19 protein-coding genes are annotated in these 18,937 nt (G+C 69.9%); 8 read left to right on the top strand and 11 right to left on the bottom strand.

The window, feature by feature from the left end:
* Positions 1-8: 8 nt before the first annotated feature.
* From AC3EGR_RS02700 to AC3EGR_RS02685, 4 genes are all read left to right on the top strand, one after another.
* A complete protein-coding gene (locus tag AC3EGR_RS02700) occupies positions 9-383 on the top strand; it encodes a phage holin family protein (protein WP_488544888.1) in 375 nt (124 codons plus the stop codon).
* 90 nt (positions 384-473) lie between these two features.
* The gene (locus AC3EGR_RS02695) at positions 474-938 is read left to right on the top strand and encodes a hypothetical protein (RefSeq protein WP_488544887.1); all 465 of its coding nucleotides are present in this window, start codon (positions 474-476) and stop codon (positions 936-938) included.
* Positions 939-1,029: 91 nt separating this feature from the next.
* Positions 1,030-1,344, top strand: coding sequence for a BON domain-containing protein (locus AC3EGR_RS02690; RefSeq protein ID WP_488544886.1), 315 nt, complete (start codon positions 1,030-1,032; stop codon positions 1,342-1,344).
* Between the two features lie 96 nt (positions 1,345-1,440).
* A complete protein-coding gene (locus AC3EGR_RS02685) occupies positions 1,441-2,613 on the top strand; it encodes a zinc-binding metallopeptidase family protein (RefSeq protein WP_488544885.1) in 1,173 nt (390 codons plus the stop codon).
* A gap of 55 nt (positions 2,614-2,668) precedes the next feature.
* On the opposite strand, the gene AC3EGR_RS02680 is transcribed toward AC3EGR_RS02685, so the two are convergent.
* The 3 genes from AC3EGR_RS02680 to AC3EGR_RS02670 all read right to left on the bottom strand — a co-directional run bounded on the left by AC3EGR_RS02680 (position 2,669) and on the right by AC3EGR_RS02670 (position 6,309).
* Positions 2,669-3,130, bottom strand: a complete 462-nt coding sequence (locus AC3EGR_RS02680) for a BON domain-containing protein (RefSeq protein ID WP_488544884.1) — start codon at positions 3,128-3,130, stop codon at positions 2,669-2,671.
* A gap of 113 nt (positions 3,131-3,243) precedes the next feature.
* On the bottom strand, positions 3,244-5,790 hold the full coding sequence (locus AC3EGR_RS02675) for a ligase-associated DNA damage response DEXH box helicase (protein WP_488544883.1): 2,547 nt from the start codon (positions 5,788-5,790) through the stop codon (positions 3,244-3,246).
* A gap of 3 nt (positions 5,791-5,793) precedes the next feature.
* Complete coding sequence (locus AC3EGR_RS02670) at positions 5,794-6,309, bottom strand: MarR family winged helix-turn-helix transcriptional regulator (RefSeq protein WP_488544882.1); 516 nt, start codon at positions 6,307-6,309, stop codon at positions 5,794-5,796.
* A gap of 91 nt (positions 6,310-6,400) precedes the next feature.
* Here AC3EGR_RS02670 and AC3EGR_RS02665 point away from each other — a divergent pair, with 91 nt between their 5' ends.
* From AC3EGR_RS02665 to AC3EGR_RS02650, 4 genes are all read left to right on the top strand, one after another.
* Positions 6,401-7,357 (top strand): Bug family tripartite tricarboxylate transporter substrate binding protein, encoded by a 957-nt coding sequence (locus AC3EGR_RS02665; RefSeq protein ID WP_488544881.1) that lies wholly within the window; start codon positions 6,401-6,403, stop codon positions 7,355-7,357.
* Position 7,358: 1 nt separating this feature from the next.
* On the top strand, positions 7,359-8,339 hold the full coding sequence (locus AC3EGR_RS02660; RefSeq protein ID WP_488544880.1) for a Bug family tripartite tricarboxylate transporter substrate binding protein: 981 nt from the start codon (positions 7,359-7,361) through the stop codon (positions 8,337-8,339).
* A gap of 2 nt (positions 8,340-8,341) precedes the next feature.
* Entirely contained in the window at positions 8,342-9,673 is a 1,332-nt protein-coding gene (locus AC3EGR_RS02655) for a sulfatase family protein (protein ID WP_488544879.1), read from the top strand.
* An 85-nt stretch (positions 9,674-9,758) separates the two neighbouring features.
* Positions 9,759-11,411 carry a SulP family inorganic anion transporter gene (locus AC3EGR_RS02650; RefSeq protein ID WP_488544878.1) on the top strand — a complete coding sequence of 551 codons (1,653 nt, stop codon included), beginning with the start codon at positions 9,759-9,761 and terminating at the stop codon, positions 11,409-11,411.
* Here the strand turns inward: AC3EGR_RS02650 and AC3EGR_RS02645 are convergent, their stop codons facing one another.
* The 8 genes from AC3EGR_RS02645 to clsB are packed head-to-tail and all read right to left on the bottom strand — an operon-like array spanning position 11,412 to position 18,873.
* Complete coding sequence (locus AC3EGR_RS02645) at positions 11,412-12,485, bottom strand: flavodoxin family protein (RefSeq protein ID WP_488544877.1); 1,074 nt, start codon at positions 12,483-12,485, stop codon at positions 11,412-11,414.
* Positions 12,486-12,524: 39 nt separating this feature from the next.
* Positions 12,525-12,896, bottom strand: a complete 372-nt coding sequence (locus AC3EGR_RS02640) for a DUF2784 domain-containing protein (RefSeq protein ID WP_488544876.1) — start codon at positions 12,894-12,896, stop codon at positions 12,525-12,527.
* Position 12,897: 1 nt separating this feature from the next.
* Positions 12,898-13,710, bottom strand: coding sequence for a DUF429 domain-containing protein (locus AC3EGR_RS02635; protein WP_488544875.1), 813 nt, complete (start codon positions 13,708-13,710; stop codon positions 12,898-12,900).
* A gap of 16 nt (positions 13,711-13,726) precedes the next feature.
* Positions 13,727-14,149 (bottom strand): BLUF domain-containing protein, encoded by a 423-nt coding sequence (locus AC3EGR_RS02630; RefSeq protein ID WP_488544874.1) that lies wholly within the window; start codon positions 14,147-14,149, stop codon positions 13,727-13,729.
* A complete protein-coding gene (gene folE, locus AC3EGR_RS02625; RefSeq protein ID WP_488544873.1) occupies positions 14,150-14,881 on the bottom strand; it encodes a GTP cyclohydrolase I in 732 nt (243 codons plus the stop codon). It lies immediately after the preceding gene.
* Between the two features lie 40 nt (positions 14,882-14,921).
* The gene (locus AC3EGR_RS02620; protein ID WP_488544872.1) at positions 14,922-16,646 is read right to left on the bottom strand and encodes an ATP-dependent DNA ligase; all 1,725 of its coding nucleotides are present in this window, start codon (positions 16,644-16,646) and stop codon (positions 14,922-14,924) included.
* Complete coding sequence (locus tag AC3EGR_RS02615) at positions 16,646-17,668, bottom strand: ligase-associated DNA damage response exonuclease (protein WP_488544871.1); 1,023 nt, start codon at positions 17,666-17,668, stop codon at positions 16,646-16,648. The genes AC3EGR_RS02620 and AC3EGR_RS02615 overlap by 1 nt, the downstream gene beginning before the upstream one ends.
* A complete protein-coding gene (gene clsB / locus AC3EGR_RS02610; protein ID WP_488544870.1) occupies positions 17,665-18,873 on the bottom strand; it encodes a cardiolipin synthase ClsB in 1,209 nt (402 codons plus the stop codon). The genes AC3EGR_RS02615 and clsB overlap by 4 nt, the downstream gene beginning before the upstream one ends.
* Between the last annotated feature and the right edge of the window lie 64 nt (positions 18,874-18,937).

The raw sequence follows: 18,937 nt of genomic DNA, 5'->3' as shown, positions 1-18,937 counted from the left end.
GCCACGCCATGCTGCATCCGATCTTCTCGGTGCTGGTCACCAAGCCGGAACTGGTGATGGAACACGTGGCGGGCTACGCCTCGCTCATGCGCGAGGAGGCCTCCACCGTCGGACTGGAGGTCGCCAAGCGCGCGGTTGCGTGGGGCGTGACCCTGTTCTCGCTGCTCGTGTTCCTGATCCTGGCCGGCGTGGCGGTCATGCTCGCCGCCGTGCAGGACCAGTTCCATTGGGCTTTCGTGATCGTCCCGGCGATCGCGCTGGCCCTCGCCGCCATCGGCTTCTCGGTGGCGCGCAAGCCCTTGCCGGAGAAGGCCTTCACCGAACTCAAGGCGCAGCTCGATGCCGATGCGAAGGCACTGCGCGCGATCGGTGCACGTTCATGAGTGCCGCACGGACGCCCGAAGGCGCTCGCTGCGTGCGCTCGTGGACCGCGGTGGCGAAGACTGCGAACAAGACAAGCCCGGGGGAGGTTCATGTCTGATGCGTCCGACAAGCTGGATCGCACCCGGCAGGCGATCCTGGAACACATCGCGCGCCGCCAGCGCAAGCACGACCCGCGCGAGGAGCCCGCTGCGCGCGGCTACGAGGCCGGCTACGCGCCGGACTTCGATGACGGAAATCTCGAGGAGCCGCGCCCCGGCGGCGGCTGGTTCGGGCACGTGGGCCACGCCGTGCGCACCTGGTGGCGCTACCACCCGGCCCACATGGCGGTCGACCTCGCGTCCCCGCTGCTGCGCGACTACGCACGGCGCAAGCCCATGCAGTTGCTCGGCATCTCGCTGGCCGCGGGCGCCGCGCTGACCTTCGCCCGGCCATGGCGCCTGATCTCGCTGACGACGCTGGTGGTCGCAGTGCTGAAGTCGTCGCAGCTGTCTCAGGTGTTCATGGCGGCAATGTCAGCGGCGGACTACCGCAAAGATCAGAATCGTCCGGAGTGACTGCCTCTGCCGCGCAGGTATGGTGCGCTTCCAGGTGTGTTCACATTCGTTCGCACCATCGGAGAAGCAACCTGAAAGGAAGGGAGTTCACATGAAGCAATACCGCGCCATCGCCCTGGCTATCCTCACTGGCATCACCCTCGCCACCAGCGGCTGCGCCGTCTGGCGCGGCCAGACCGACGCCGGCACCTACGTCGACGACCGTGCCATCAGCACCTCGGTGAAGGCCAAGCTGCTCGAGGACAAGAGCACCGGCGGCCTGTCGATCAACGTCGACACCCTCAACGGCACCGTGGCCCTGTCCGGTTTCGCGAAGTCCCAGGCCGAGAAGGACCAGGCCGGCCGCATCGCCGCCAACACCAAGGGCGTGCGCGAAGTGCGCAACAACCTCGTCGTGCGTCCGTAAGCAGCACACCGGTGACGGGCGGCCCCGCGCCGCCCGGTCGGGCAGGCCGCCTCGCGGTGCGCCTGCCTTTTTCTTTTCTCGGAGCAGGTGACAACGATGAAGACATTCCACTGCCAGTACTGCGGGCACCCGCTGTTCTTCGAGAACGTGCAATGCCTGCAGTGCGAGAGCGAGGTCGCCTTCCTGCCGGATCGCCTGAACATGGCCGCCATCGAGCCGGCCGAGGATGCCGGCGAAGGCGTGTGGCGCCCGCGCGGCCGTGGCAACAAGCGCTCCGCCCGGCGCTATCGCCTGTGCCACAACCACACCGCGCAGAACGCCTGCAACTTCGCCGTTCCCGTGGACGACCCCAACCCGCTGTGTGCCGCCTGCCGCCTCACCCGCGTGCTGCCGGACCTGTCGGTGCCGGAGAATCCCGCGCGCTGGTACCGCCTGGAGGTCGCCAAGCGTCGCCTGTTCTATACGCTGGGCAAGCTGGGCCTGCTCGCGACCGCGCCCAAGGATGGGGCCGCGGACGGCCCGATCTTCGAGTTCCTGGCCGACCTGCCCGGCCAGCCGGTGATGACCGGCCACGCGCAGGGCCTGATCACGATCAACGTCGCCGAGGCGGACGACGCCGAGCGCGTGCGTCGCCGCGTGGAGATGCACGAACCCTATCGCACGCTGCTCGGGCACTTCCGCCACGAGTCGGGGCACTACTACTGGGACCGCCTGATCGACGAAGGCGGGCGCGTCGAGAGCTTCCGCAAGGTCTTCGGCGACGAAACCCAGGACTACCAGCAGTCCTTGCAGGCCCACTACGCGCGCGGCGGCACCTTGCCGGACTGGCAGGAGGAGTTCGTGAGCGAGTACGCGAGCTCGCACCCCTGGGAAGACTGGGCCGAGACCTGGGCCCACTACCTGCACATGGTGGACCTGCTGGAGACGGCCGCCTCGTACAACACGCGCCTGACCATCCCCGGGCAGGAAGTCGAGATCGACGAGGTGGTGAACCCGCTGGAGTCCGGCCACCCGGACTTCGACGCGCTGGTGGAGCAGTGGGTGCCGGTGACGCTGCTCCTGAACAGCCTCAACCGCAGCCTGGGCCAGGAGGACGCCTATCCCTTCGCGCTCTCGCAGGGGGCGCTGGAGAAGCTGCGCTACGTGCACGACGTGATCTGCGAAACGCGCTCGGACTCCGCCAACCAGGGACCCGACGCCAAGGGCTCGTCGCGGGTGGCGAGCGATCGCGCCGCCGAGGCCGCCACGACGGCAAACGCGACGACCTGAGCGGAGCGTGCCGATGCAAAGGGCCGCGCGAGCGGCCCTTTGCATTGGCGACGGATCAGCCTGGGCTGAGCTGGTTGTCCACCGAGCGCACGTTGGGAATGGTGCGGGCGATCTCGGTGGCCTGCTCGCGGGCAGGCCGGTCGGGCGCGTTGCCGCGCAAGGTTACCTCGCCGTCGTTGCTGTGCACGTCCACCCGGGACGCGACCAGGCGCGGGTTGGAAGCGATGGCCGCCTTCACCTGCTCCGCGATGAGCACGTCGGGATCCAGCACGCTGGTATCGCCCTTGGCGCCCAGGCTGTTGACGAAGCCCACCTGCTCGCCCTTGCCCTTGTTCTGCACGCCGACCGCGGCATCGGCATCCTTCGCGCCGTCCATGCCCTGGCGGTTGATCTCCACGTTCGCCTGCGCAGGCGGGGGCATCCCGGACTTCTCGGCACGGTCGCCACACGCGGCCAGCGTGGCGGCGAGGGCCACCGAGGCGATGAAGGCGGCGCCGCGGCCGCTGCGGGTGTTCATCTTGCTTCTCCCTGAAACGCCGGGACACGGGCGCTGGTGGCCCACTGGATCCAAGGTACGACGCCTTGCGCGCGGCGCCCGTCGGGTCGCCTTGGCGGTGCGTGTAGGAAGCTTCAGCTATCCGCTTCCACGTCCTGGAGGACTCTCTCCAGCCGCGCCGCCAGCGTCTCGGTCGTCAATTTCTCGCGGAAGCGCTCGACCATCAGGGGCAGGCTCATGGGGCTGGGATGCCGCAGCTGCACGAAGACGAGCTTCTTCTCCCGCATGCGCCGCAGCGTGTCGGCAAGGCGGGAGAGCTCCAGCTCCTGGCTGAGCACTTCGTTTTCCGCCTGCGTCAGCAGCAGGTTGGCCGCGTCGTACTTGCGGAAGACCTCGTAGAACAAGGCGCTGGACGCCTGCAGCTGGCGCGCGGACTTGGGCTGGCCGGGGTAGCCCTGGGAGATGAGGCCGGCGACGCGGGCGATCTCGCGGAAGCGCCGCTGCGCCAGTTCTGTGGAGTTCAGCGACGCGAGCACGTCGTGCAGCAGCTCGTCGCCGGAGAACACGCGCTGGCTCGTCACCGGCTCCACGTCGAAGGGCCCGGCGCTCACCAGTTCCAGGCCGTAGTCGTTGATCGAGATGCTGAAGGTGTTGGGCCGCTCGCGCGCCAGGCGCCAGGCCAGCAGGCTCGCCAGTCCGAGGTGCACGTTGCGGCCGGCGAACGGATGGATGTACAGGTGCTGGCCTTCGCGCGACTGGTAGGCCTCCACCAGCAGGGTGCCGGGCGTCGGGATCTGCGACAGCCGCTGCTGCGTGAGCAGCATGGGGCGCGCGGCCTGCAGCTCGGGTTCGAGGAACTCGCCGTGCGCGGCGTTCTGCATCATCTCCAGCACGGCGTCGGACAGCTCGGTGGACAGCGCCATCTTGCTGCCCTGCCAGGTCGGCACCGTGCCCTTGTTGCGCGTGGCCTTGCGCACATAGGCGGCCATGTCGCGCACGCGCACGAACTCCAGCAGGCGGCCGGCGAAGAAGAAGTGGTCGCCGGGCTTGAGCCGCGCGATGAAGCCCTCCTCCATGGTGCCGAGGTTGGCGCCCGTCAGGTACTTCACCTGGATGGCGGCGTCGCTGACGATGGTCCCGACGCCCAGCCGGTGCCGCTTGGCCACGCCCTTGTCGGCGACGCGGTACACCCCGTCCTCGCCGCGCACGATGCGGTGGTACTCGGGATAGGCGGCCAGGCTCTCGCCGCCACGCTCGCAGAACACCAGCGTCCAGTCGAACTCGGCGCGGGTGAGCGTGCGGTACGACCACGCGGTGGTCACCTCCGCGTAGAGTTCGTCGGCACGGAAGCCGCCGCCCAGCGCCACGGTGACCATGTGCTGCACCAGCACGTCGAAGGGCTTGGACGGCGGGGTGCGCTTCTCCACGCGCCCCGTGCGCGCCGCCCAGCGCGCGGCCGCCGCTTCGATGATCTCCATGGTGTTGGTGGGCACCAGCGTCACGCGGCTGGGCCGGCCGGGCGCGTGCCCGCTGCGACCGGCGCGCTGCAGCATGCGCGCGACGCCCTTGGCGGAGCCGACCTGCAGCACGCGCTCGACCGGCAGGAAGTCCACGCCCAGGTCCAGCGAGGAGGTCGCCACCACCGCGCGCAGCGTGCCCTCCTTGAGGCCCTGCTCCACCCACTCGCGCGTCGCCTTGTCCAGCGAGCCGTGGTGCAGCGCGATGTGGCCGGCCCAGTCCGGCCGCGCCTCCAGCAGCAGCTGGTACCAGATCTCCGCCTGCGAACGCACGTTGGTGAACACCAGCGTGGTGCCGGAACGCTCGATCTCCTGCACCACCGGCAGCTGCATGCGCGCGCCCAGGTGGCCCGCCCAGGAGTACTTGCCGGGGTCCGGCGGAATCAGCGTGTCGATGACGAGCGTCTTGTCGATGCGCCCGCGCACGAGGCGCGGCGCCGGCTCGGGGTCGGGGCCGCACAGCACGTGCATCGCGTCCTCCAGGTTGCCCAGCGTCGCGCTCAGGCCCCAGGCGACCAGGCCCGGATGGAAGCCGCGCAGGCGCGCGAGCGCCAGCTGCGCCTGCACGCCGCGCTTGCTGCCGATCAGCTCGTGCCATTCGTCGACCACCACGTACTCGACGCTCGCGAGCTCCTCGCGCGCGTTCTCGCGCGTGAGCATGAGGGTCAGCGACTCGGGCGTGGTGACCAGCACCGTCGGCATGCGGCGGTCCTGGCGCGCGCGCTCCGCCGACGCCGTGTCGCCGGTGCGCAGACCGATGGTCCAATTGGGCGCCAGGTCCTGCAAGGGTGCGGCGAGCGCCTTCGTCGTATCGGAGGCCAGTGCACGCATGGGCGTGAGCCAGACCACGCGCAGCGGCTCGGGCGAAAAATCGGGGTCAGATTCCAAATTCGCTGAGCGAACGCTCCTGGCCTTCGGGCCGCGGCGCGACGCGCCGCTGCGAAATTGGAATCTGACCCCGATTTTTCGCCGCAGCAGCGCGTCCAGCATCCCGAGCCAGACGGCGTAGGTCTTGCCCGAGCCGGTGGTGGCGTGCAGCATGCCGCTGCGTCCCTCGGCCACCGCCTGCCACACCTCCTGCTGGAAGGCAAAGGGCTCCCAGCCCCGCCCCTGCAACCAGGCGGTCGCCTGCGCGCCGGGAGCCGCTGCGGCCGCCGCGTCCATCGCTCAGCCCATCTCCAGGCGCGCGCGGCCGCCGCGGCGGCGGTCCGCCTTGGGCAGGTCCGCCGCGTCCACCATGACTTCGGCCTGCGCCTGCAGGCGCACCAGCATGGCGTCGAGCTGCCGCACCTCGGTGGCCGACAGCGGCGACAGCAGGTCGCGGTTGATGCCGCACACCAGCGGGTACAGCGCCTGGTACAGCGAGCGGCCCTTGTCGGTCAGCGCGAGCTGGGCCTGGCGGCGGTCCGCGGCGCCCGCCTGGCGCCGCACCAGCTTCTTGGCCACCAGCGAACTCACCGCGCGCGAGGTGCGTGCGCGATCGAGCTGGATGGCTTGCGCCAGCCCGGAGGACAGGATGTCCTGCTCCTGCGCCAGGCGCGCGATCACCCGCCACTCGCGCCGCGTGATGCCGAAGCGGCCTTCGCACAGCCGGATGACCATGCTGCCGCCCACCGACAACAGGCGGCTGAGCTTGTAGAGCAGGAGTTCGTCCAGGCCGGCGGGTGGGCGCGCAGCGGGCATGCGGGTTTGTGCCGAAAATGATTGATTTGAACAATCGATTGTGCGGCAACCAGAATGCACGCAGGCGGGCCGCGGCCCACTGGAGATCGCCATGCAACGAAGAATTCTCACCCTGGCCGCGCTGAGCGCGGCCCTCCTGGCCGGCGCCGTCCACGCGCAGGAAAAGCCCCCGCTCAGGATCCTCGTCGGCTTTCCGCCCGGCGGCTCGGCGGACGTCATCGCGCGGCTCGTCGGCGACGCCTTGCGCGAGGACTTCTCGCCCGTGGTGGTCGAGAACCGGCCCGGCGCGGGCGGGCGCATCGCCCTGGCCGCCGTGAAGAACGCCAGGCCGGACGGCCAGACCGTCATCATCCTGCCCAGCGGGCCGATGGTGCTGTTCCCGCACGTGTACAGGAAGCTGGAGTACGACGCGGTCAAGGACTTCACCCCTGTGTCGCTGCTCGCGCGCTTCCAGTTCGGCGTGGTGTCCGGTCCGGCGAGCAACGTCAGGAGCGTCGCGGAGATGCTGGCCAAGGCCAAGGCGGACCCCAAGAGCGCCACCTACGGCTCGGCCGGCAGCGGCACGCTGCCGCACTTCATGGGCGTGATGATGGAGCAGGCCGCGGGCGTGCCCTTCACGCACATCCCCTTCCAGGGCAGCTCCCCCGCCAACACCGCGCTGCTCGGCGGGCACGTGGGCTACAAGTTCGACGTGGTGTCCGAGACGGCGGAATTGCACCACGCCGGCAAGGTGCGCATCATCGCCGTGACGGGCAGCAAGCGCGACCCGCAGGTTCCCGAAGTGCCCACCCTGAAGGAGCAAGGCATCCCCATGGAAGCCACCGCGTGGTTCGCGATGTACGCGCCGGCAGGCCTGCCCGCGGCCACGCTGGCGCGGCTCGAGAAAGCCGTTGCCACCGCGATCCGCAAGCCGGCGATGCAGGAGCGGCTGCAGAAGCTGGGGTATGAACCGGTCGGCTCCGGTTCGACCGAGCTCGCCGCCGCACAGAAGGCGGACCTGGCGCGCTGGGAACAGCCGATCAAGGCCACCGGCATCACGCTCGACTGACATGCGACAAGCTCCTTTCCCGTTCTCCCGCCGCGGCTGCGTCGCCGCGCTGCTGGTCCTCGCCGCCCTGCCCGCGTTCGCCCAGGCGCCGTCCTGGCCGACGCGCGCGGTGAAATTCGTCAACAACTTCCCGGCCGGGGGTCCGTCCGACCTGATCGCGCGCTCGGTCGCCGACGTGCTGCAGAACCAGTTCAGGCAGCCCTTCGTGGTGGAGAACAAGGCCGGCGCCAGCGGCAACATCGGCGCCGACGCGGTCGCCAAGGCCGCGCCGGACGGCTACACCGTGCTGTTCGGCATCGACAGCACCTTCACCGTCAACCCGCACATCTACAAGGGCATGCCCTTCAAGCCCGCGGACCTGCGTCCGGTGCTGGTGATGGCGTCTTCCGGTCTCCTCGTGGGCGTCCATCCTTCCACCGGCTTCAAGACGCTGGGCGAGCTGGTGAACGCCGCGAAGGCCAGGCCGGTGACCTTCAGCTCCGCGGGCAGCGGCAGCCCCGGCCACCTCGCCGCCGAGGTGATGACCGAAGCCACCGGCGCCAAGATCACGCACGTGCCTTACAAGGGCAACACGCCGGCCGTGACGGCCATCCTGGCCGGCGAGGTGAACGGCGGCGCGCTCGCCACGCCCGGCATGCTGCCGCACGTGAAGGCCGGCAAGATCGCGCCGCTGGCGGTGACCAGCCGCAAGCGCTCCACGCTCGCACCCGACATCCCCACCGTCGCCGAAGCCGGCCTGCCGCAGCTCGAACAGGAAGTGCTGTACCTGGCCATGGTGCCCGCCGCCACGCCGGAAGCGATCGTGCAGGCGCTGCAGAAAGGCATGGTCGACGCCCTCGCCCGGGCGGACGTGCGCGCGCGACTGGAGAACCTGGACCTGCACTACGAGGGCCTCGCGGGCGCGGCCGCCGGCAAGCGGCTGGCCGAACTCTCCGATCGCTATGGCAAGGTGATCCGGGCCACGGGCATGAAGGTGGAATGAACATGAAACGACCCAACATCATCTTCATCGTCGCCGACGACCTCGGCTTCGCGGACCTGGGCTGCTACGGCGGACGCGAGGCGGAGTTCGGCGCGGTGTCGCCGCAGCTCGATGCGCTCGCCGCGAACGGCTTGCGCTTCACGCAGGGCTATTCCAACTCCCCCGTGTGTTCGCCCACCCGCTTCGCCCTCATGACGGGCCGCTACCAGTACCGCCTGCGCGGGGCGGCGGAGGAGCCGATCAACAGCCGCAGCCGCGGCAGCAGCACGCTGGGCCTGCCGACCGAGCACCCGACGATGCCTTCGCTGCTCAAGGCCGCCGGCTACCGCACGGCCCTCATCGGCAAATGGCACCTCGGCTACCCGCCGCACTTCGGCCCGCTGCGCTCCGGCTACGACGAATTCTTCGGCCCGATGTCGGGCGGCGTCGACTACTTCACCCACTGCAGTTCCAACGGCCAGCACGACCTCTGGTTCGGCGAGGAAGAGCGGGCGGAGGAAGGCTACCTCACCGACCTGCTCTCGCGCCGCGCCGTCGACTGGATCGACCGCATGGCCGCGCGCAACCGCCACGAAGGCGAGGCGCCCTTCCTCCTGAGCCTGCACTACACGGCGCCGCACTGGCCCTGGGAAACGCGCGACGACGCCGCACTCGCGCAGGAGGTGAAGGACAACCTCTTCCACCTCCACGGCGGCAACATCCACACCTACCGCCGCATGATCCACCACATGGACGAAGGCATCGGCTGGGTGATGCAGGCGCTGCGCAGGCACGGCATGGACCGCGACACGCTGGTGATCTTCACCAGCGACAACGGGGGCGAGCGCTTCTCCGACAACTGGCCCCTGGTGGGCGGCAAGATGGACCTCACCGAAGGCGGCATCCGCGTGCCGTGGATAGCGCACTGGCCCGCCGTCATCCCGGCGGGACGCACCAGCGCGCAGCAGTGCATGACCATGGACTGGACCACGACGGTGATCGCCGCCGGCGGTGCGCAAGCCGATGCCGCCTATGCGCTGGATGGCGTGTCGCTGCTGCCGGTGCTGGCCGATCCTGCGCATGCCTTCGCGCGCCCGCTGCACTGGCGCATGAACCACCGCGGGCAACGTGCGCTGCGCGATGGCGACTGGAAGTACCTGCGCGTCGATGGCCACGACTACCTGTTCAACATTCCCGCCGACGAACGCGAACGCGCCAACCTCGGCGGCCGTCAGCCCGCGCGCCTGGCCGACATGCGCGATGCCTGGGAAAGCTGGAACAACACGATGCCCCCGATCCCCGAGGATGCGACGGTCAGCCTGGGCTACTCCGTGAAGGACATGCCGCAACGCTGATGGCCAGCGCCGTCCTCCCGCAGGCGGAGTCCCGCAGCGCCTGTCGTCAGGCAGGCGACGCTCCCGCGCGGGCATACTTGCGCCGATGTCGTCTCTTTCCCGCTGGTTGCCTTTCCTGAACTGGCCGCGTCCCACCAGGGAGCTCCTGCACAGCGAGGCCATCGCCGCCCTTACGGTGGCGGTGGTCATGATTCCGCAATCGGTCGCCTATGCGGGCCTCGCCGGCATGCCGCTGGTCACGGGCCTGTATGCGACTTTCCTGCCGGCACTGGTCGCGGTCCTCTTCAGCGCTTCCACGCGGCTCTCGGTCGGTCCTTCGGCCTTGAGCAGCGTGCTGGTGGGCGCCTCCCTGGTCGGCATGGCGCAACCGGCGAGCGCCAGCTGGGTGGCCCTGGCCGTGTGGCTCGCCTTGCTGGCCGGCCTGCTGCAACTGGTGGTGGGGCTCACGCGTTCCGCCTGGGTGTTGAACCTGGTGAGCTCGCCGGTGCTCGCCGGCTTCAGCCAGGCCGCGGCGCTGCTGATCATCGCCTCGCAGCTGCCGGCGCTGATCGGGCTGGAAGGCTCGCTCGCACAGCTGCTGCATTCGCCACGCATCGACTTCCAGGCGCTGGCCTACGGCGCGGTGAGCCTGGCGCTGTTCGTCGCCGCCAAGCGCGTTGCGCCGCGGCTGCCCATCATGCTGATCGTGCTGGCCGCGGCCGGCGCGATCGCGTACTTCTCGGGGTATTCGCGCCATGGCGCGGTCGTGGGCGCCTTGCCGCAAGGCCTTCCCGCCCTCTACTGGCCCGACTGGCCGGGATGGGACCAGTTCTCCAGCCTGATCGCGCCCGCCCTGGTGCTGGCGCTCGTGAGTTCGCTCGAGATGGCCTCCAGCGCGAAGATCGAGAGCCAGCGCGATGGCAAGCGCTGGGACGCGAGCCAGGACCTCGTCGGCCAGGGGGCCGGCAAGCTGGCGTCGGCCTTCTCCGGCGCCTTCGCCACCAGCACCTCGTTCTCGCGCTCGGCCCTCACGCTCTATGCCGGTGCGAAGACGGCGTGGGCCACGGTGATCGCCACCGGCTTCGTGCTGCTGGTGCTGCTGTTCCTGACGCCGGCGCTGTCGCACGTGCCCCGCGCCGTGCTCGCGGCCGTCGTCGTGGCCGCCGTGTCCAGCCTGTTCAAGCCGCGCACCTTCGTCGAGCTGTGGCGCATCGACCGCGTGGAAGCGGTGACCGCCGGCGTGACCTTCGCCGTCACGGTGCTGTCGGCGCCGCGCATCTACTGGGGCGTGCTCACCGGCGTGCTGCTGGGGCTGGCGCACTTCCTCTACCTGCGCCTGCACCCGCGCATCATCGAAGTGGGCCTGCATCCGGACGGCAGCCTGCGCGACCGCCACCTGTGGAAGCTGCCGCCGCTGGCGCCCCAGCTCTTCGCGCTGCGCATGGACGCGGAGCTGGACTTCGCGTCGGCCACCGCGATCGAGCGCGACATCGTGGAACACCTCGCGACCCACCCGGAGGTGCGGCACGTCTGCCTGTTCGCGCAGCCGATCAACCGCATCGACGCCACCGGCGTGGAGATGTTCATGCAGTTGCGCAAGACGCTGGCCGAACGCGGCGTCACGCTGCACATCAGCGGCATCAAGCTGCCGGTGGAGCGCGTGCTGGCCCGGGCCGGCGCCCTGGGCGAGGGGCCGCTGCTGAAGATGTACCGCACCGACACCGAGGCCCTGGTCGCCTTCGGCCGCCTCAGCCCCTGATCACTTGGGGCGCGGCCGCGGCAAGGTGCTTCCCGGTGCGCTCAGCCGGCCCTCGCGCAGCTCGCCCACTGCTTGCGTCAGCGCGCGGGCGACGTTGCGCACTTCGTCCTGCACGGCCTGGTCGCGGTCCAGCGTCGCGTGGCTGGTGGCATAAGGCTCGTAGTAGCCGATGTAGCGGTCCAGCCGGCTGGTGGGGCCGGCGTCGATCAGGCCCATCCAGTCCAGCCAGTCGCACAGGGCGCGCCGCGTTCCTTCGATGCCGGCCACGTCCCCGTGCACGATCACGCCGTAGGTGCGGCCCGCCAGGTGCTTCGGGTAGTCCCAGCCCGCGAGCTCCACGGCCTTGGCCTTTTCCGCGTCCTTGCCGCCCGTGCGTGTCGGATCCGGGTTGCCGCCATCGGCGCACACCAGCCGGTCGATCATCAGCTTCAGGGGGCTGGCCATCGTGTACCAGTGCGTGGGCGTCACGAGCAGCACGCCATGGGCCGAGACCCAGCGCTCGTAGATCTCGTTCATCCAGTCGTTCACCTGGTTCGTCGCGTGGTTGGGATAGCAGCTGCACGGCCAGTGGCACAGCGGCATGGCCGTGGACACGCAGCCCTTGCAGGGATGGATGTGGCGGTCGAAGTCCGAGGTCAGCTGGCTGAGGTCGAGGAAGTCCACCTCGATGCCGGATGCGCGCAGCGTCTCCTGCGCGATGCCCGCGAGCCGGAAGGTCTTGGACATTTCACCGGGGCAGGTGCCGTCGTTGCGGGGCGAGCCGCAGATGACGAGCACGCGCGAGCGCGTGGCCGGGTCTTCCCACCGCTGCTGCGCGGCCAGCAGGCGCTGGCGCGCCTCGTACCATTCGACGGACAGGTCGTAGTCGGGATCCGCGAACCCGGCACCGGCCTTGCGCGTCACGGGGGCCTTGCGTCCCTTCGTGTAGCCCTGCCACGCGATCTCCTCGAGCCGCGCGATCGCCTCGTCCTCGGGACGGAAGGCGGGGTCGAAGAAGCGTGCGCGGAAGCGCTCGCGGAACTCCTCGCGCGTGTGCAACCCGCCCCACTGCCCCTTGCGCACCTCGGGTTTCATCTCGGCCGCTCCTTGTGGCTGGAAGGCCGCCAGTCTCCCTCAAACGCGGCGCTTGCGGTGGCGCGCGAAACCCAGCAGGTAGACGATCGCATTGAACGCCACCAGGCTGCTTCCCAGCAGGACCTGCAGGCCCGGCGTCAGCGCTGCCGGATAGAGGAGGGGCAGCAGGTAGTGCTCGATGAAGCTGCCTTCGTAGCCTGCCGCGCCGCCGGCCGCGCGCAAGCGGTTCTCCAGCGGCGTCAAGGGGCAGATCCAGCCCTGGAACTCGACCCAGGCCGCCCACGCCAGCGCCGGCAGGTGCAGCAGCACGGCCGGGCGCCAGTACCAGGTCCACAGGCCGCCCAGGACGGCGAAGCAGATGAACAGCAGGTGCAGCAGCAGCACCACGTCGGCCAGCAGGCGCCAGAGCATGTCAGGCGCTCACGATCCAGCCTTCGAGCGGGTCCAGGTCCTGAGGCAGCCCGTAACGAGGCGCGCCGTGCTGCGCCGCCCACGCGGCCTGCACCAGGCACAGCACCGCGTCCAGGCTGTCGCCGCTGGCGTCCCCCACGAGCGCGTCGCCTTGCGCATGCGTCAGCTTCAGGCGCAGCCCCAGGCGCGTGCGGCCCTGCTCCAGCGCCGTGACGATGTCCTTGCGGGCGATCAGCCGGTCGGGTGTCTGCTTGGCCTTCTCGTCGCTCTTGTAGCTGCGGCGCCCGATCAGCTCGCGCGCCAGCAGGCCGGGGTAGGCTTCCAGGGCGACGCGCTGCGGGTCGCCTGCGTGCAGGCCGGGCAGGTGCACGCCGGCTTCCAGCAACAGCGGCACCGCCGCATGCAGCATGTACGCCACCGGCGGGTTGACCCACTTCATCGAGGGACTGGACCCCGCCAGCTTGTCGAAGCGCCGGTGGGCGAACTTGGACCCCACGGGCCGCGCGGCCGTGTAGGCGGCGAAGGTCTCGCGGATCTGCGGCCGCGTGAGGCCCGTGTAGTGCCGCATGCATTCGCGCCAGTCCGTGGGCCAGCCCAGGTGCTCGACCAGCTCGCGCGGCAGGCCGAAGGGCACGTCGAAGCCGCCGACCCAGGGCTGCGGCTCGCGCAGCCAGGCGCCGAAGGCTTCAAGGGTGGGCAGCTTTTCCAGCCGCTGCAGCTGCACGCGGCCGGAGCCCGCGTGGCCGAGGGCGAGCACGATGGGCTTGCGCTTCGTCGGCGTGCTGGAGAAGTCGCAGCCGACCAGGAGCGTCATGCCGCGCGGACGGGACTCAGGTGCGGCCGCAGATGGCGGCGGTGGCCGTGAGGTCCTCGAGCAGCGACAGCGAGACCTTGCCGGAGACGGCGTACGGGTCGAGCTCCGGCTTCTCGGAGTACTTCAGGAGGATGGACTGGTTCAGCTGGGACACGTTGACCTGGCCCATGCTCCAGCCGCTGAAGCGCCGCTCCGAGATTTCCTCGTAGTGCAGCAGCGCGACGTCCTTGTGGCGGGCGTCCTTCTGGATGGTCCCGTACAGCTCGCTCACCTGCATGCGGCCGCCCTCGATGCACTGCAGGAAGATGCCGCCGCCGTAGCAGAGGATGCCGGTGATGCCGGTCATGGCGTTGTGCTGCCGGGACTGCGTCAGGATGGACTCGATGGCCTCGGCGCCCGTGTCCACGGCGCGGCTGCAGTAGAGGAGGCGGACCAGCATTCAGTCCTTCTGCGGGATCAGTGCGAGGAATTCGCGGCGCAGGGCGGCGTCCTTGAGGAAGGCGCCACGCATCACCGAGTTGATCATCTTGCTGTCCAGATCCTTCACGCCGCGCCAGGCCATGCAGTAGTGGCGCGCTTCCATCACGATCGCCAGGCCATCGGGCTGGGTCTTGCGCATGATCAGGTCGGCCAGCTGCACGACGGCCTCTTCCTGGATCTGGGGGCGGCCCATGATCCACTCGGCCAGCCGCGCGTACTTGGACAGGCCGATCACGTTCGTGTGCTCGTTGGGCATCACGCCCACCCACAGCTTGCCGATGACGGGGCACAGGTGGTGGCTGCAGGCCGAGCGCACCGTGATCGGACCCACGATCATCAGCTCGTTGAGGTGCTCCGCATTCGGGAACTCGGTGATGGCGGGTGGCTTCACGTAGCGGCCCCGGAACACCTCGTTGAGGTACATCTTGGCCACGCGGCGCGCCGTGTCGCCGGTGTTGTGGTCGTTGGTGGTGTCGATCACCATGCTGTCCAGCACGGCCTGCATCTTCTCCTCGACCTCGTCGAGCAGCTTGTCCATCTCGCCCGGTTCGATGAAATCGGCGATGTTGTCGTTGGAGTGGAAGCGCTTGCGCGCCGCGAGCACGCGCTCGCGGATCTTCGCGGACATGGGCACGCCCTCGTCGGGTAGGGCCGGAGTGAGCTGGCTGGACGGATCGGCTTTCATCAGCATGTTGGACTGTAACACCGGGGTTGCGACCCCGGCATGGACGCTACGAACCCAGCAGGCGTTCCAGGTCCTGCAGGGTATTGGCCTCGTGCAGGGGCTTGTCCTGCCGGATCCGCAGCATCCGTGGAAAACGCACGGCAATGCCGCTGCGGTGACGGCCGGAGCGGTTGATGCCCTCGAAGCCCAGTTCGAAGACCAGGCCGGGTTTCACGCTGCGCACCGGACCGAACTTGTCCACCGTGGTGCGGCGGATGACCGCGTCCACCATGCGGAACTCCTCGTCGGTCAGTCCCGAATACGCCTTGGCGAAGGGCACGAGCTGCAGCGCGTCGGGCTGCGGCGGCTCCTTGCGGGCGATCGCCTCGACCACCGCATCCGCTTCCTCCTTGTCCGCAGGGGCCCGGTTCCACACCGCGAAGGTGTAGTCCGTGTAGACCGACGAGCGGCGGCCGTGTCCCGGCTGCGCGTAGACCAGCACGCAGTCGATGGTCATGGGGTCGATCTTCCACTTCCACCACAGGCCTTCCGCCTTGGTGCGGCCGGTGCCATAGGCCGCGTCGAGGCGCTTGAGCATGAAGCCCTCCACGCCCAGTTCGCGCGAGCGCTCGCGGCGGCGCGCGAATTCCAGCCAGGATGGCGCCGTCTCCACCGGCGACAGCTTGAAGTCCGTGCCCGCGAGCAAGGCTTCGAGCCGATCGCGCCTTGCCTTCTGCGTGAGGCCGCGCACGTCCGCGCTGTCCTGTTCCAGCAGGTCGTAGGCCATGAAGCTCACCGGCGCGTCGGCCAGGATCTTCTTCGTGAGGTTCTTGCGGCCGATGCGCTGCTGCAGCAGGGAAAAGGGCGCGGGGCGGTCCAGGAGTTCCCCGGTTTCCGGGTCGGCCCCCTGCTTCCACACGAGGATCTCGCCATCGAGGACGGTGCCGTCCGGCAGCGCCTGGGCCAGCGCCTCGATCTCCGGGAAGCGTTCCGTCACCAGCTCCTCGCCGCGCGACCAGACCCACACGCGGCCGGCGCGCTTGACCACCTGGCCGCGGATGCCGTCGTACTTCCACTCCACCAGCCAGTCGCCGACGTCCCCCAGGCGCGCGGCGAACAGCTCCGGCGGCAGGTCCAGCTGGTGCGCGAGGAAGAAGGGATAAGGCTGGCCCGCGTCCGGCTGCTCGGGCACGCCCTCTTCCGCCTTCGCCACCAGCTGCCCGTAGCGCTCCGGCGAGGGCATCACCTTGCCGTCGGTGTACCCCATCATGCGTTGCGCGACCCGCTTGGCATCGATGCCCGCATGCGTCGCGAGCGCCCGCTGCACCAGCAGCTTGCTCACGCCCACGCGGAAACCGCCGCCCACCAGCTTCACCAGCAGGAAGCGGCCCAGCGCGTCCAGCTCGCGCAGGTAGCCCGCCACCCGTGCCGCGACCTCCGCCTCGGGCAGGCCGCGCAAGGGCAGCAGGCGGTCCTCGACCCACTCCGCGAGGCCGACGTCCGAGGGCGCGTCACCCCGGGGCAGCACCAGCGAGATCGTCTCGGCCAGGTCGCCCACGGACTGGTAGCACTCGTCGAACAGCCAGTCGTCGATCGCGGCCATCTCGCAGGCCAGCGCGACGAGCGATCCGGTCTTGACCACCTGGCGCGGCTTGCCGCCCGCGAGGAAATACACCGCCCACGCCGCATCGCGCGCGGGCGCCTCGTCGAAGTAGCGCGTCAGCGCCTCGACCTTCTCGTTGGTGGACGTCGTCGCGTCCAGTTCGCTGAACAGTTTCGCGAAGCGGCGCACTAGCTTGCCTCCGGCGCCGGCTGCAGGTCCGCTTCGACCACGTCGTCCCCGTACTCGGTCTGGAAGGAGCCGGCCTGCAGGCCGCGTTCGGCGAGGTAGCGCACCATCGCGCCGGAACTGCCGTGCGTGACGATCACCCGCTGCGCACCGGTGGCGGTGATGGCCTCCAGCAGGCCGGGCCAGTCCGCGTGGTCCGACAGCACGAAGCCGCGGTCGTAGCCGCCGCGACGGCGGTTGCCGCGCACCTGCATCCAGCCGCTGGCGAAGGCGGTCTGGGCGTCGCCGAAGCGGCGCAGCCAGGGGCTGGCCGCGGCGCTGGGCGGGCACACCACCAGGCAGCGGCGCAGGTCCGCCTTGTCCTTGACCTCGGTCACCATCCGCGTGTCGGGCAAGGCCACGCCGGCGGCGCGGTAGGCCTCGTTCAAGGGGCGCACCGCGCCATGGACGATGATGGGGCCGATCGACGGGTCGACGCCGCTGAGCACGCGCTGCGCCTTGCCGAAGCTGTAGCAGCAAAGGACGCTGGCCCGCGCGTGGGTGGCATTGCGGGCCCACCAGGCGTTGATGTCCGCGAACAACTCGTCGTCGGGACACCAGCGGTAGATCGGCAGGCCGAAGGTGGATTCGGTGATGAACACGTCGCAGCGCACGGGTTCGAACGGCAGGCAGGTGGGGTCGGGTGCCACCTTGTAGTCGCCGCTGGCCACCCAGACCTGGCCGCCGTGCTCCAGCCGCACCTGGGCCGAGCCGAGCACGTGGCCCGCCGGATGCAGCGACACCGTCACACCGTGGTGCACGATGCGCTCGCCGTAAGGCAGCGTCTGCAACGCGATGTCGCCGAGCCGCGCGCGCAGCACGCCTTCGGCCGCAGCGGAGGCGAGGTAGTGGCCGTTGCCGTAGCGTGCGTGGTCGGAGTGCGCGTGCGTGATGACGGCCCGTGCCACCGGGCGCCAGGGATCGATGTAGAAGTCGCCCGGCGGGCAATACAAGCCCTCGGGCCGCTGCACGACGAGGTCGCTCACAGGTACTTCTTCCCCTGGATCATGAGCAGCGCCCGCATCACCATCAAGGCCAGCCGCTCCTTCACGCGCTGGCCGACGGATCGACGCTCGTACGCGGCGGGGTCCATCCGCGCGCCCTCGTGCATGGCGTGCACCAGGCGTTCGCGCAGCCGCTGCGCGAAACCCTCGTCTTCCACCACCACGTTGGCCTCGCGCGCGAGCAGCAGGCTCAGGGGGTCGAGGTTGGATGAGCCGACGGTGGCCCAGCGGCCGTCCACCACCGCGACCTTGGCGTGCAGGAAGCTGGGTGCGTACTCGTGGATGTGGACGCCGGCGCGCAGCAGCGCGCCGAAGACCGGCCGGGAGCCGTAGTACTGCATGAAGTATTCGTAGCGGCCTTGCAGCAGCAAGGCGACGTGCACGCCGCGCCGCGCCGCATTCACCAACGCGCGGCGCATGCGTCCGCCCGGCACGAAGTAGGCGTTGGCGATGATGATCTCGTTGCGCGCGCGGCCGATCGCGCGCAGGTAGGCGCGTTCGATCACGGCACGGTTGCGCAGGTTGTCGCGCAGCAGCAGGGCCGCGCGGGCGTTGCTCGCGTCCTGGTTCGCAGGCGGCGGCTGCGACGCCGCCCGGTAGCCGGCGCGCCAGAGTTCCAGCGCGCCCGTCCAGTGGGCGCGCTTCAACTGGCCCACCGCGACGATGCGGGCCCACTGGCGCTGCATCGTTTCGTGCATCTGCGGCACCAGCGGCCCTTCGACGCGCAGCGAGAAGTCCAGCCGCGGGGACGCGAGCGGGCCGTGGTTGGGGTCGTGGAAATCGTCCAGGATGTTGATGCCGCCGCAGAAGCCCACGGTCCCGTCGACGACGCACAGCTTGCGGTGCAGCCGCCGCCATTGCCCGGGCCACAGCAGGCCCAGCGCGCCGGTGCGCTGGTACAAGGCCCACTGCACGCGCGCCTCGTCGAAGCGCGACTGCCAGAAAGGCGGCAGCTGTGGCGTGCCGAAACCGTCCATGACGAGGCGCACGGTCACGCCGCGGCGGGCCGCGCGCTCCAGCGCGTACGCGATCTCCGCGCCGGTGCCGGTCGCGTCGAAGATGTAGGTCTCCAGCATCACCTCGCGGGTGGCGGCGTCGATCGCAGTGACCAGGGCGGGAAAGAAGTCGCGGCTGCCCTCGAGCAGTTGCAGGTGGTGTCCGGCGCGCAGCGGTGGCGGATGGGCCATGCGCCGTCTGCTAGTCCAGTGAAACAGGGAAATAGCACCCCCCGCCGGGGCGAGAAGGGGCGCA

The organism is Ramlibacter sp. G4-7 (assembly GCF_057784995.1).
This window is presented reverse-complemented; position numbering and strand designations above follow the sequence as displayed.

Excerpts from the sequence above, each read along its gene's own strand:
- folE (WP_488544873.1), bottom strand. The coding sequence starts at position 14,881 with ATGCTGATGAAAGCCGATCCGTCCAGCCAGCTCACTCCGGCCCTACCC.
- AC3EGR_RS02680 (WP_488544884.1), bottom strand. The coding sequence starts at position 3,130 with ATGAACACCCGCAGCGGCCGCGGCGCCGCCTTCATCGCCTCGGTGGCC.
- AC3EGR_RS02700 (WP_488544888.1), top strand. The coding sequence starts at position 9 with ATGCTGCATCCGATCTTCTCGGTGCTGGTCACCAAGCCGGAACTGGTG.
- AC3EGR_RS02650 (WP_488544878.1), top strand. The coding sequence starts at position 9,759 with ATGTCGTCTCTTTCCCGCTGGTTGCCTTTCCTGAACTGGCCGCGTCCC.
- AC3EGR_RS02655 (WP_488544879.1), top strand. The coding sequence starts at position 8,342 with ATGAAACGACCCAACATCATCTTCATCGTCGCCGACGACCTCGGCTTC.
- AC3EGR_RS02690 (WP_488544886.1), top strand. The coding sequence starts at position 1,030 with ATGAAGCAATACCGCGCCATCGCCCTGGCTATCCTCACTGGCATCACC.
- clsB (WP_488544870.1), bottom strand. The coding sequence starts at position 18,873 with ATGGCCCATCCGCCACCGCTGCGCGCCGGACACCACCTGCAACTGCTC.
- AC3EGR_RS02665 (WP_488544881.1), top strand. The coding sequence starts at position 6,401 with ATGCAACGAAGAATTCTCACCCTGGCCGCGCTGAGCGCGGCCCTCCTG.
- AC3EGR_RS02645 (WP_488544877.1), bottom strand. The coding sequence starts at position 12,485 with ATGAAACCCGAGGTGCGCAAGGGGCAGTGGGGCGGGTTGCACACGCGC.
- AC3EGR_RS02635 (WP_488544875.1), bottom strand. The coding sequence starts at position 13,710 with ATGACGCTCCTGGTCGGCTGCGACTTCTCCAGCACGCCGACGAAGCGC.
- AC3EGR_RS02660 (WP_488544880.1), top strand. The coding sequence starts at position 7,359 with ATGCGACAAGCTCCTTTCCCGTTCTCCCGCCGCGGCTGCGTCGCCGCG.
- AC3EGR_RS02695 (WP_488544887.1), top strand. The coding sequence starts at position 474 with ATGTCTGATGCGTCCGACAAGCTGGATCGCACCCGGCAGGCGATCCTG.
- AC3EGR_RS02630 (WP_488544874.1), bottom strand. The coding sequence starts at position 14,149 with ATGCTGGTCCGCCTCCTCTACTGCAGCCGCGCCGTGGACACGGGCGCC.
- AC3EGR_RS02670 (WP_488544882.1), bottom strand. The coding sequence starts at position 6,309 with ATGCCCGCTGCGCGCCCACCCGCCGGCCTGGACGAACTCCTGCTCTAC.
- AC3EGR_RS02640 (WP_488544876.1), bottom strand. The coding sequence starts at position 12,896 with ATGCTCTGGCGCCTGCTGGCCGACGTGGTGCTGCTGCTGCACCTGCTG.
- AC3EGR_RS02675 (WP_488544883.1), bottom strand. The coding sequence starts at position 5,790 with ATGGACGCGGCGGCCGCAGCGGCTCCCGGCGCGCAGGCGACCGCCTGG.
- AC3EGR_RS02685 (WP_488544885.1), top strand. The coding sequence starts at position 1,441 with ATGAAGACATTCCACTGCCAGTACTGCGGGCACCCGCTGTTCTTCGAG.